The sequence below is a fragment of the Burkholderia sp. MSMB1459WGS genome (assembly GCF_001534535.1).
GTDB lineage: Bacteria > Pseudomonadota > Gammaproteobacteria > Burkholderiales > Burkholderiaceae > Burkholderia.
Genome location: NZ_LPMU01000037.1, coordinates 274,631 through 286,649, shown reverse-complemented (window position 1 = coordinate 286,649; position 12,019 = coordinate 274,631). Strand labels below are relative to the sequence as shown.

Genomic DNA, 12,019 nt, shown 5'->3' with positions numbered 1-12,019 from the left:
CGCGGGCCTGCCGGTCCGCTCGCTTCGTGCGCGCCAGCGGCACTCGCCCGACCGCTCCCCGATTTCCCGACGCTTTCTCCGCCTTCCGCTCCGGGTTTACACCGGCACTCGTGCCGCTTGCAATATCAGGTAGCCTGATATTAAATGAAATCGTCCGCAGCAGGGATGCTGCGCACCGAATCGCACAGGAACGAACGACAGGAACAGACATGAGCAAGTACGACAACCGCTGGCAGACCGTTGAAGTGAAAGTGGAGGCCGGCATCGCGTGGGTGACGCTGAATCGCCCCGAGAAGCGCAACGCAATGAGCCCGACGCTGAACCGGGAGATGCTGGAAGTCCTCGACGCGATCGAGTTCGACGACGAGGCGAAGGTGCTGGTGCTGACCGGCGCGGGCGCCGCGTGGACGGCCGGCATGGATCTGAAGGAATATTTCCGCGAGATCGACGGCGGCCCCGACGCGCTGCAGGAAAAGGTGCGCCGCGACGCATCGGAATGGCAGTGGCGCCGCCTGCGGATGTACAACAAGCCGACCATCGCGATGGTGAACGGCTGGTGCTTCGGCGGCGGGTTCTCGCCGCTCGTCGCGTGCGACCTCGCGATCGCGGCGGACGACGCGGTGTTCGGGCTGTCGGAAATCAACTGGGGCATCCCGCCGGGCAACCTCGTCAGCAAGGCGATGGCGGACACGGTCGGGCATCGCCGCGCGCTGCACTTCATCATGACCGGCGATACGTTCACCGGCGCGGAAGCGGCGGAAATGGGCCTCGTGAACAGCAGCGTGCCGCTCGCCGGGCTGCGCGATGCGACGATCGCGCTCGCCGCGCGGCTGATGGACAAGAACCCGGTCGTGCTGCGCGCGGCGAAGCACGGCTTCAAGCGTTCGCGCGAGCTCACGTGGGAACAGTGCGAGGATTACCTGTACGCGAAGCTCGACCAGGCGCAGCTGCGCGACCCGGAGCGCGGCCGCGAGCAGGGGCTGAAGCAGTTCCTCGACGACAAGACGATCAAGCCGGGCCTGCAGGCATACAAGCGCTGATACAAGCGCCGACGCAGCCGCCGGCGTCACCGCCGGCGTAATCGCAAGAGACAGGCAAGGCAGGAGACGACATGACCGACAGACGGATGCTGATCGGCGGCGAGTGGTGCGCCGCCCGCGACGGGCGGACCTTCGACCGCCTCAACCCCGCGACGGGCGCGCTCGCGTCGCGCGCGCCGGCGGCCGGCAACGCCGACGCCGACGCGGCGATCGACGCCGCGCACCGCGCGTTCCCCGCGTGGGCGGCGCTCGCGCCGACCGAGCGGCGGCGCCGGCTGCTGAAGGCGGCCGACCTGATGGATGCGCGCATCGACGCGTTCATCGAAACCGGCGTCGCCGAAACCGGCGCGACGCCCGGTTGGCTCGGCTTCAACGTGACGCTCGCGGCGAACATGCTGCGCGAGGCCGCGTCGATGACGACGCAGATCGCCGGCGACGTGATCCCGTCCGACGTGCCGGGCAATCTCGCGCTCGCGATGCGCGTGCCGTGCGGCGTGGTGCTCGGCATCGCGCCGTGGAACGCGCCGGTGATTCTCGGCACGCGTGCGCTGGCGATGCCGCTCGCGTGCGGCAACACGGTCGTGCTGAAGGCGTCCGAGGCGTGCCCGGGCGTGCATGCGCTGATCGGCGCGGTGCTGGACGAAGCGGGGCTCGGTGCGGGCGTGGTGAACGTGATCACGCACGCGGCGGCCGACGCACCCGAACTCGTCGAGCGGATGATCGCGCATCCGCACGTGAAGCGGATCAACTTCACCGGGTCGACGCACGTTGGCCGCATCGTCGCGCGCCACGCGGCCGCGCACCTGAAGCCCGTGCTGCTCGAACTCGGCGGCAAGGCGCCGGTGCTGGTGCTCGACGACGCCGATCTCGACGCGGCCGTCGATGCGATCGCGTTCGGCGCATTCTTCAACCAGGGGCAGATCTGCATGTCGACCGAGCGCGTGATCGCCGCGCGGCCGATCGCCGATGCGCTCGTCGAGCGGCTCGCCGCGAAGGCGCGCACGCTGGTCGCGGGCGATCCGCTGGCCGGCCATCCGCTCGGCACGATGGTCGATGCGCGGGCCGCCGCGCGCGCGGCGGCGCTGGTCGAGGATGCGCGTGCGCACGGCGCGCAACTGCCGCTCGGTTGCCGTGTGGATGGCGCGACGATGCAGCCCGCGATCGTCGACGGCGTCACCCGCGACATGCGGCTCTATCGCGAGGAGTCGTTCGCGCCGGTCGTCGCCGTCCTGCGTGCGGATAGCGACGACGAAGCGGTTGCGCTCGCGAACGACAGCGAGTTCGGGCTGTCGGCGAGCGTGTTCAGCCGCGACGTCGCACGTGCGATGGCGGTCGCCCGGCAGATCGAATCGGGGATTTGCCACATCAACGGGCCGACCGTGCACGACGAAGCGCAGATGCCGTTCGGCGGCACGAAGGCGAGCGGCTACGGCCGCTTCGGCAGCCGCGCGTCGATCGCCGAATTCACCGAGCTGCGCTGGATCACCGTGCAGACCACGCCGCGGCACTACCCGATATGAGCGAGGTCACGATGAACGTCTCGCACCCCGCCGGCGGGCCGGCGGCCGACACGGGCGGCGTGCGCTATCGCGCGGCGGCCGTCGCGGTCGGCGCGGCCGAGATTCGCCGCGACGACGACGGCACCTGGTACCTGCGCTCGCGCGAGCCGCTCGGCGCTTATCCGACGCGCATCACCGACTGCCTCGTGCGCGGCGCGCAAGTGCACCCCGATCGCGTGCTGGCCGCGCGGCGCGGTGCAGACGGGCGCTGGATCGAGATCACCTACGCGCGGATGCTCGAACGCGCGCGCGCGCTCGGCCAGGGGCTCGTCGATCTCGGGCTGTCGGCCGACCGTCCGCTCGCGGTGCTGTCCGGCAACGATCTCGAACATCTGCAGCTGATGTTCGCGGCGATGCTGGCCGGCGTGCCGTACTCGCCGATCTCGCCCGCGTATTCGCTGGTGTCGACCGACTACGGCAAGCTGCGTCACACGCTCGGCGTGCTGCGGCCGGGTGCGGTGTTCGTCGCGGAGCGCGCACCGTTCGCGCGCGCGCTCGACGCGACGCTGCCGGCCGATGCGGCGCTGATCGTCGCGCGCGATGCCGACGTCGATGCCGACGGCCGCGCGGTGCCGCTGTCGCGCCTCGTCGCCACCGTCCCGCGCACGATCGACGCGATCCACGATGCGGTCGGCCCCGACCATCTCGCGAAGATCCTGTTCACGTCCGGTTCGACGAAGCTGCCGAAGGCCGTGCCGACCACGCACCGGATGCTGTGCAGCAACCAGCAGATGCTGCGCCAGACCATGCCCGAACTCACGCGCGAGCCGCCGGTGCTGGTGGACTGGCTGCCGTGGAATCACACGTTCGGCGGCAGTCACAACCTCGGCATCGCGCTGTACAACGGCGGCACGCTGTATATCGACGACGGCCGCCCGATGCCCGGCCGTTTCGACGAAACCGTGCGCAACCTGCGCGAGATCGCGCCGACGATCTACTTCAACGTGCCGAAGGGCTGGGAGGAGCTGACCGCCGCGCTCGAACGCGATGCCGAGCTGCGCGACACGTTCTTCTCGCGCGTGAAGCTGTATTTCTTCGGCGGCGCGGGGCTGTCGCAAGCCGCGTGGGACCGGCTCGACCGCGTGACCGAAGCGCATTGCGGCGAGCGCATCCGGATCATGGCCGGCCTCGGGATGACGGAGGCGTCGCCGTCGTGCCTGTTCACCACGGGGCCGCTGATGCGCGCCGGCTATATCGGGCTGCCCGCGCCCGGCTGCGACGCGAAGCTCGTGCCGTGCGGCGGCAAGCACGAACTGCGCTTCAAGGGGCCGAACGTGATGCGCGGCTACTGGCATGCCGACGTCGATCCGCGCGACGTGTTCGACGAAGAAGGCTATTACCGCAGCGGCGACGCGGGCGTGTTTGCCGATCCGGCGCGGCCGGAACTCGGGCTGCTGTTCGACGGGCGGCTCACCGAGGACTTCAAGCTGAGCAGCGGCACGTTCGTCAGCGTCGGGCCGTTGCGCGCGAATGCCGTGTCGACGGGTGCCCCGTACGTGCAGGACGTGGTCGTGACCGGGATCGATCGCGACGACATCGGCTTGCTGGTGTTCCCGCGCGTCGATGCATGCCGTGCGCTCGCGGGGCTTGCCGCCGATGCGTCCGTGGCCGACGTGCTGCGCGCGCCGGCCGTGCGGGCGGCGTTCGCGGCGTGGCTCGCCGAGCTGAACCGGAACGCGAGCGGCGGCTCGACGTTCGTCGCGCGGATCCGGCTGATCGACACGCCGCCGTCGCTCGATCTCGGCGAAGTGACCGACAAGGGTTCGCTGAACCAGGCGGCCGTGCAGAAGCATCGCGCGGCGACGATCGACGCGCTGTACGACCCGGCGCGGCGCGATCCCGGCGTGATTTACGCGTAAGCAGTACGCAGAAGCAGTCAGCAGCAACGAGCACACACAACGACCGGCCGGCCACGACACCGGCGGGCATGCTTGCGGCCAGTGAATCAGGTTGCCTGATAAAGGCGGCCGTTCATGCGGCACCTCGCGCGCCGAACCGCCACTGGCCGGCGGCGGCGCGCGGCGGTCGTTGCACGGCCGACCGACTACAAGACATGGGACTGGAGACACAATGAATACCTACGTTGCCGAAAAACCCACGGTCGCGACCACGCTCGCGCTGTGTTTCGCGATCGCACTCCTCGAAGGGCTCGACCTGCAGTCGGTCGGCGTCGCCGCGCCGCGCATGGCGCGCGAATTCGGGCTGTCCGTGTCGCAGATGGGCATCGCGTTCAGCGCGGGCACCTTCGGGCTGCTGCCGGGCGCGATGCTCGGCGGGCGGCTCGCCGACCGGATCGGCCGCAAGCGCGTGCTGATCGCGTCGACCGTGCTGTTCGGGCTGCTGTCGATCGCGACCGCGCAGGTCTCGAGCTTCGCGATGCTCGTCGTCGTGCGCGTGCTGACCGGCATCGGCCTCGGCGGCGCGATGCCGAACCTGATCGCGCTGTCGTCCGAAGCGGTCGAGCCGCGTTCGCGCAGTAGCGCGGTCGCGACGATGTACTGCGGGATCCCGTTCGGCGGCGTGATCGCGTCGCTGATCGGCGTGCTGCTCGCCGGCGACACCGAATGGCGGCACATCTTCTACGTCGGCGGCGTGGGGCCGCTGCTGCTCGTGCCGCTGCTCGTGTGGTTCCTGCCGGAATCGCGCGCGTATCTCGACGTCGCGGGCACGCCGGCCGCGCGCGCCAGCGTCGCACGCACGCTGTTCGGCGACGGCCGCACGACGTCGACGGTCGCGCTGTGGGTCAGCTACTTCTGCACGCTGATCGTCCTCTACTTCCTGCTGAACTGGCTGCCGTCGCTGATGGCCGCGCGCGGGCTCGATCGCGCGCACGTCGGCCTCGTGCAGATCGCATTCAACGTCGGCGCGGGACTCGGCGCGCTCGGCATCGGTGCGGCGCTCGACCGGATGCGCGCGTCGCGCGTGGTCGGCGGCATGTATGTCGGGATCGTGCTGTCGCTCGCCGCGCTCGCGGCCGCGCCCGGTTTCGCGTCGCTCGCGGCGGCCGCGTTCGCGGCGGGGATGTTCGTGGTCGGCGGGCAGTCGGTGCTGTATGCGCTCGCGGCAATCTACTACCCGACCGCGATGCGCGGTACCGGCGTCGGCGCGGCGGTGGCGGTCGGCCGGCTCGGCTCCGTCGTCGGGCCGCTCGCGGCCGCGACGCTGCTGGCCGCCGGCCGCAGCGCGCCCGTCGTGATCGGCGCGAGCATCCCCGTCACGCTCGTCGCGGCCTTCGCCGCATTCGTGCTGATTCGCCGCCCGCAAGCCGGCGACTGACGGTTCGCTTTTTTCGATGCGCGCCGTCAGAGCGCGCGATTCAACACGGTCTGGAGACGCAACGAAATGAAAACGAAGACAAGGAACGGCCTGCTGGCCGCGGGCGCGTGCTGCGCGCTCGCCGCGCCGGGCGCACACGCACAGTCGAGCGTGACGCTGTACGGGATCATCGATACGGGCGTCGAATTCGTGTCGCACGCGAACGCGGCCGGCGACCATGTGGTGCGGATGCCGGCCGTGACGGGCGAGTTGCCGTCGCGCTGGGGGCTGCGCGGCACCGAGGATCTCGGCGGCGGCTACCAGGCGGTGTTCACGCTCGAAAGCGGCTTCAACGTGCGCGGCGGCGATCTCGGGCAAGGCGGACGGCTGTTCGGGCGGCAGGCGTTCGTCGGTCTGAAGAGCGGCTTCGGCACGCTCGCGTTCGGCCGTCAGTACACGATGACCTATCTCGCGCTGCAGGGCGCGGACATCATCGGCCCCGACATCTACGGGCTCGGCTCGTTCGACGCGTACGTGCCGAACGGCCGCGCCGACAACGCGGTGACTTACCTCGGCACGTACCGCGGCGTGACGCTCGGCGCCGCGTATTCGTTCGGCCGCGACGGCGCGGGCACCGGCAACTCGCCGGGGCAAGGCACGTGCGCGGGGCAGGTGCCGGGCGACGCGGTGCAGTGCCGCAACTGGTCGGTGATGCTCAAGTACGACAGCGCGTATTTCGGCGCGGCGGCGTCGTACGAGGAGCAGCGCGGCGGCACCGGCGCGGCCGCGAATTTCTTCGACGGCGTCGCGCCCGTCCCCTTCACGAGCAGCGGCGGCAAGGACACGCGCACGCACGTGAGCGCGTATGCGCAGGCGGGCGGCGCGAAGATCGGCGCGGGCTGGATCGGCCGGCGCGTGTCGACCGGTTCGCCGGCCGCGGCCGGCGCGCATTCGGACCTGTTCTTCGTCGGTGCGTCGTATGCGGTGAAGCCCGCTTTCATCGTCGACGGCGAAGGCTACCGGATCGTCAACAGCGCACACGACACGCGCGCGACGATGGCGACGCTGCGTGCGACCTATCTGCTGAGCAAGCGCACGGCCGTCTACGCACAGTCGTCGTATCTGTGGAACAGCGCGCATGCCCGCTACTCGGTCAGCGGCGGTGGGCCGGGCACGACGCCCGGCGCCGGGATGGGGCAGCTCGGCGCGATGGTCGGCGTGCGGCACATGTTCTGATTCACCGGCGTGACGAACCGAACGGGAGTTATCTTGAACAGAAAATCTGCAATCCTCTGTATTGCGTCGCTGTCCGCCGCCGCCATGCTCGCCGGTTGCGGCGGCGACGATTCGATCGGTGCCGCGCCCACGCACCTGAGCGCCGCGACGCCGGCCGCGATGGCGCAGACCTGCGACGCGCTCGCCGCGAAGCTCGCGTATGCGAACACGTCGTTCACGTCGGTGACGACCGCGGCGGCCGGCGCGCTGACGGTGGCCGGCAAGCCGGTCGCCGAGCACTGCGTGATCGCAGGGAAGATGAACGAGCGCGTGAGCGCGGTGGACGGCAAGACCTATGCGATCGGCTTCGAGATGCGCTTGCCGAAAGCGTGGAACGGCCGCTTCTTCTACCAGGCGAACGGCGGGCTCGACGGTAACGTCGTGACCGCGACCGGCGAGATCGGCGGCGGCGGGCCGCTGACCAACGCGCTGGACCAGGGTTTCGCGGTGATCAGCTCGGATTCCGGGCACAGCGCCGCGCAGAATCCGCTGTTCGGCCTCGATCCGCAGGCGCGGATCGACTACGGCTACGGCGCCGTCGATGCGCTGACGCCGATGGCGAAGCAGGTGATCCGGCTCGCGTACGGCAAGGCGCCCGATCGCAGCTATTTCGGCGGCTGCTCGAACGGCGGCCGTCACGCGATGGTCACGGCGGTGCGCAACCCGGCCGACTACGACGGCATCATCGCGGGCGATCCGGGCTTCCATCTGCCGAAGGCGGCGATCGGCGAGATGTACGGCGCGCAGCAGTTCGCGAGGATCGCGTCGGCCACCGGATCGAACGGGTTGCCGGATATCCGCAGCGGTTTCAACGATGCGGAACGCCAGTTCGTCGGCGCGAGGATCCTCGACAAATGCGATGCGCTCGACGGCGCGGCCGACGGGATGGTGCAGGACGTCGCCGCGTGCCAGGCGCACTTCAGCATCGATACCGATATCCCGACCTGCGCGAACGGCACGCGCACCGGCGCCTGCCTGACGCCTGCGCAGAAAACCGCGCTGGAGAACGTGTTCGCCGGTGCGCGCAACGGCGCGGGCACGGCGCTGTACGCGAGCTTTCCGTACGATCCGGGCGTGGCTGCCGGCGGCTGGGCGTCGTGGAAGCAATCGGCGTCGATCACGCTCGATCCGGCCGCGATGGCGTTCACGTTCATGACGCCGCCGAAAACCGCCGCGGCGCTCGCGAACCTGCCCGGTTTCGCGCTCGGCTTCGACATGGACAACGACGCGCCGGCGATCTTCGCGACGAGCGGCGTGTACACGCAATCGGCGTGGTCGTTCATGACGCCGCCCGACGAGACGAACCTGTCCGCGCTGAAGACACGCGGCGCGAAGCTGCTCGTCTATCACGGCACGGGCGACCCGGTGTTTTCGTTCAACGACACGCGCGACTGGTACGCGCAGGTCGCGCAGGCGAACGGCGGCGACGCGTCGAGCTTTGCACGCTTCTATCCGGTGCCGGGGATGAACCACTGCTCGGGCGGGCCGGCCGCCGACCAGTTCGACATGCTGACGCCGCTCGTCGAGTGGGTCGAACAGGGGCAGGCGCCGACGGCGATCGTTGCTGCCGCGCGCGACACGACGAACGCGGTGCCGAACGCGGACGTGCCCGCATCGTGGGGCGCGGGGCGCACGCGGCCGCTGTGCCCGTATCCGCAGATCGCGCGCTACAACGGCTCGGGCGACCTGAATTCGGCGGCGAGCTTCAGTTGTCGCTGACGTAGCCGTCGATGGGAAGCGGCCGGCGCAGGCAGTCGTGCGCCGGCCGTTTCACCGCAGCGTTCACTCGCCGGCATCGACCGGCACGTCGAGGCCGACCTTCACGCGGCTCATGCTCACCAGCGTCTTGAACCGCTTCACGTTGTTGTTCGCGAAGAACAGCTCGCGCGTGAGCGCGTTGTACTGATCCATGTTGCGCACCGCGAGGATCAGCACGAAATCCCATTCCCCCGTCACGTAATAGCACTGCTGAATCTGCGGGCAGCGCTCGAACGCGCGCTTCATCGCGTCGAGCTGGTCGATCTGCTCGCTTTCGACCTCGACGTTCACGACGATCGTCAGCGGATGATCGACCTTGTCCGGCGCGACGACGGCCGTATAGCGCTCGATTACGCCGTCTTCCGCGAGGCGGCGCAGCCGCCGGTTCACGGCGGCGGTCGACAGATTGACGCGCGCGCCGAGCTCGGCCTGCGGCGTCTGCGCGTCGCGCTGGACTTCCATCAACAGCTTGCGATCGAACGCATCGAGAGGGGGCGTCATGATGGTGTGTCGAGCCTCGAAAGAATGAGAAATTTTTGCGTGTGAGACGTCGATTTGGCGATTTCATTCGCCAGTGTACGCAATATTATTTTTCCAACCGATGGCGAGCGCAGCCTGCGTCTGCCTGATCCGACTCACCCGACGGACCGTCAGCGGTCCCGCTCCGGAGCCCTTTGCCATGCTGATCGCCAACCCGCGCGCATCGCGCACACCCTATCCCAACGCGCTGCGCCGCGTGATGAACATCGCGTCGGCCGACGAAAGCGGCGCGTGGCTGTCGCACTGGCCGCTCGTCGGCCACACGCGCACGCCGCTGCGCGCGCTGCCCGATCTCGCCGCGCGGCTCGGCGTCGCGAGCGTCAGCGTGAAGGACGAGTCGTGCCGCTCGTCGCTCGGCAGCTTCAAGGCGCTTGGCGCGCCGATCGCGCTGGTGCGGCTCATGAAGCGGCTGCGGCGCACGCAAGAATTCGATCCGCGGGGGCTCGTCACCGGCCGCTATGCGTCGACGCTGGCCGATCTGACGGTGATCAGCGCGACCGACGGCAATCACGGCCGTGCGCTGGCCGCCGCCGCGCGCGCGATCGGCTGCGGGTGCGTGATCGTGCTGCACGCGAACGTCGACGCCGAGCGCGAACGCGCGATCGCGGCGTACGGCGCGCGGATCGTGCGCATCGCGGGGAACTACGACGAATCGGTCGTCTGCGCGGCGCAGCTCGCGCAGGCGAACGGTTGGTACGTCGTGTCGGATACGTCGTACGACGGCTACGAAGCGATTCCGCGCGACGTGATGCAGGGCTACGGCGTGATCGCCGCCGAAGCGGCCGCGCAGGCGGCCGCGGACGACGGGCGACCGTTCACGCACGTGTTCCTGCAGGGCGGCGTGGGCGGCCTCGCCGCGGGCGTCGCGAGCTACCTGTGGGAGCGCGACGGCGTGCAGCGGCCGCGCTTCGTCGTCGTCGAGCCGCGCCAGGCCGATTGTCTGTACCAGAGCGCGCTGGCCGGGCGCGCGACGAAGGCCACCGGCAGCGTCGATTCGGTGATGGCAGGGCTTGCGTGTGGCGAGGCGTCGCCGCTCGCGTGGGATTTCCTCGAGATGTGCATCGATCACTTCATGCTGATCGACGACGAAGACGCGGTGCAGGCGATGCGCAGCCTCGCGGCCGGCAGCGAACGCGACGTGCCGCTCGTCGCCGGCGAATCGGGCGCGGCCGGCGTGGCCGGGCTGGACGTGCTGATGCGCGACCCGGCGCTCGCGCGGCAGGTCGGACTCGATGCGCATGCGCGGGTGCTGGCGATCAACACGGAAGGGGCGACCGCGCCGTCCGTGTACCGGAAGTTCGTCGGCGAGACGGCCGACGCGGTGCTCGCGCGTCAGCGCGAGTGGCTCAGCCGCGCGGCGGTGGCAGCCTGAACGACATGACGACCGACGAGGCGAACGCGATGGACGAAACCGACGCAATCGAAGCAAGCACGCTGCAAGCGCAACTGAAGACCTGGCGCCGCCATCTGCACCGGTATCCGGAGACGGGTTTCGAAGAGGTGAACACATCGGACTACGTCGCGCGCATCCTGACCACGCTCGGGCTCGACGTGCATCGCGGCATCGGCGGCACCGGGCTCGTCGCGAATCTGACGGCCGGCACGGGCACGCGCGCGATCGGCATTCGCGCGGACATGGACGCGCTGAACATCGCCGAGCACGCGCCAGGCCGCGAACACGCGTCGCGCACGCCGGGCAAGATGCATGCGTGCGGGCACGACGGCCACATGTCGATGGTGCTCGGCGCCGCGCAGCTGCTGGCCGAACGCAAGGATTTCGACGGCACGGTGCGCTTCATTTTCCAGCCGGCGGAAGAGCACGGCCGCGGCGCGAAGGCGATGATGGCCGACGGGCTGTTCGAGCGCTTTCCGGTCGACGCGATCTTCGGCGCGCACAACATGCCGGGCATGCGCGCGGGCACGTTCTCGACGCGTGCGGGCGGCATCATGGCGAGCGAAGACAATTTCGTGATCCGGATCGACGGGCGCGGTACGCACGCGGCGCGGCCGCACATGGGCATCGATCCGATCGTGATCGGCGCGCAGATCGTGCTCGCGCTGCAGACGATCGTGTCGCGCAATCTCGACCCGGGCCGGCAGGCGGTGGTTTCGTGCACGGAATTCATCACCGACGGGCTGCGCAACGTGCTGCCATCGACCGTGACGATCAAGGGCGACACGCGCAGCTATTCGCGCGACGTGCAGACGTTGCTGGCCACGCGGATGCGCGAGATCAGCGAAGGGATCTGCCGCACGCACGGCGCGACCTGCACGTTCGAGTACACGCACGAGTTCGCGCCGACGGTGAATTCACCGGAATGGGTCGAGACGGCCGTGCAGGCCGCCGCGCAGGTCGCGGGTGCCGACGCGGTGAACGCCGACGTGCAGCCGATGATGATCTCGGAGGATTTCGGCGCGTTCCTGCAGGCGGTGCCGGGCAATTTCATGTTCATCGGCAACGGCGAAGCGGCCGGGCTGGGCGGCGTGCCGCTGCACAACGCGACGTACGATTTCAACGACGACATTCTGCCGGTCGGCGCGCGGTATTTCGCGGAAGTGGCGCGGCGCGCGTTGCGGGCCGCGTAGCGGGCG

The 12,019-nt window shown here is 69.7% G+C and carries 9 protein-coding genes; 8 read left to right on the top strand and 1 reads right to left on the bottom strand.

The window, feature by feature from the left end; genetic code table 11:
- Positions 1-209 precede the first annotated feature (209 nt).
- The 6 genes from WT97_RS15625 to WT97_RS15600 all read left to right on the top strand — a co-directional run bounded on the left by WT97_RS15625 (position 210) and on the right by WT97_RS15600 (position 8,848).
- Positions 210-1,040 carry a p-hydroxycinnamoyl CoA hydratase/lyase gene (locus tag WT97_RS15625; protein WP_059499568.1) on the top strand — a complete coding sequence of 277 codons (831 nt, stop codon included), beginning with the start codon at positions 210-212 and terminating at the stop codon, positions 1,038-1,040.
- A gap of 71 nt (positions 1,041-1,111) precedes the next feature.
- On the top strand, positions 1,112-2,560 hold the full coding sequence (locus WT97_RS15620; RefSeq protein WP_060353741.1) for an aldehyde dehydrogenase: 1,449 nt from the start codon (positions 1,112-1,114) through the stop codon (positions 2,558-2,560).
- Complete coding sequence (locus tag WT97_RS15615; protein ID WP_060353740.1) at positions 2,557-4,458, top strand: feruloyl-CoA synthase; 1,902 nt, start codon at positions 2,557-2,559, stop codon at positions 4,456-4,458. Before WT97_RS15620 ends, WT97_RS15615 begins: the two co-directional genes overlap by 4 nt.
- A 211-nt stretch (positions 4,459-4,669) precedes the next feature.
- A complete protein-coding gene (gene mhpT / locus WT97_RS15610) occupies positions 4,670-5,875 on the top strand; it encodes a 3-(3-hydroxy-phenyl)propionate transporter MhpT (RefSeq protein ID WP_059499565.1) in 1,206 nt (401 codons plus the stop codon).
- A gap of 66 nt (positions 5,876-5,941) precedes the next feature.
- Positions 5,942-7,090, top strand: coding sequence for a porin (locus WT97_RS15605; protein ID WP_060032817.1), 1,149 nt, complete (start codon positions 5,942-5,944; stop codon positions 7,088-7,090).
- 33 nt (positions 7,091-7,123) lie between these two features.
- Positions 7,124-8,848 carry a tannase/feruloyl esterase family alpha/beta hydrolase gene (locus WT97_RS15600; protein ID WP_060353739.1) on the top strand — a complete coding sequence of 575 codons (1,725 nt, stop codon included), beginning with the start codon at positions 7,124-7,126 and terminating at the stop codon, positions 8,846-8,848.
- A 63-nt stretch (positions 8,849-8,911) separates the two neighbouring features.
- Here WT97_RS15600 and WT97_RS15595 read toward each other — a convergent pair whose 3' ends face one another.
- Positions 8,912-9,388 (bottom strand): Lrp/AsnC family transcriptional regulator, encoded by a 477-nt coding sequence (locus WT97_RS15595; protein WP_034203136.1) that lies wholly within the window; start codon positions 9,386-9,388, stop codon positions 8,912-8,914.
- A gap of 178 nt (positions 9,389-9,566) precedes the next feature.
- Between WT97_RS15595 and WT97_RS15590 the strand changes: the two genes are divergently transcribed.
- Both WT97_RS15590 and WT97_RS15585 read left to right on the top strand, forming a co-directional pair.
- The gene (locus WT97_RS15590; RefSeq protein WP_060353738.1) at positions 9,567-10,799 is read left to right on the top strand and encodes a diaminopropionate ammonia-lyase; all 1,233 of its coding nucleotides are present in this window, start codon (positions 9,567-9,569) and stop codon (positions 10,797-10,799) included.
- Between the two features lie 29 nt (positions 10,800-10,828).
- Positions 10,829-12,013: a M20 aminoacylase family protein gene (locus WT97_RS15585; protein WP_060353774.1), complete on the top strand. Its 1,185-nt coding sequence runs from the start codon at positions 10,829-10,831 to the stop codon at positions 12,011-12,013.
- Positions 12,014-12,019: the final 6 nt, after the last annotated feature.

Bases quoted from the DNA above. Each gene is read 5' to 3' on its own strand.
- WT97_RS15585 (WP_060353774.1), top strand. From the start codon at position 10,829: ATGGACGAAACCGACGCAATCGAAGCAAGCACGCTGCAAGCGCAACTG.
- mhpT (WP_059499565.1), top strand. From the start codon at position 4,670: ATGAATACCTACGTTGCCGAAAAACCCACGGTCGCGACCACGCTCGCG.
- WT97_RS15615 (WP_060353740.1), top strand. From the start codon at position 2,557: ATGAGCGAGGTCACGATGAACGTCTCGCACCCCGCCGGCGGGCCGGCG.
- WT97_RS15595 (WP_034203136.1), bottom strand. From the start codon at position 9,388: ATGACGCCCCCTCTCGATGCGTTCGATCGCAAGCTGTTGATGGAAGTC.
- WT97_RS15620 (WP_060353741.1), top strand. From the start codon at position 1,112: ATGACCGACAGACGGATGCTGATCGGCGGCGAGTGGTGCGCCGCCCGC.
- WT97_RS15605 (WP_060032817.1), top strand. From the start codon at position 5,942: ATGAAAACGAAGACAAGGAACGGCCTGCTGGCCGCGGGCGCGTGCTGC.
- WT97_RS15625 (WP_059499568.1), top strand. From the start codon at position 210: ATGAGCAAGTACGACAACCGCTGGCAGACCGTTGAAGTGAAAGTGGAG.
- WT97_RS15590 (WP_060353738.1), top strand. From the start codon at position 9,567: ATGCTGATCGCCAACCCGCGCGCATCGCGCACACCCTATCCCAACGCG.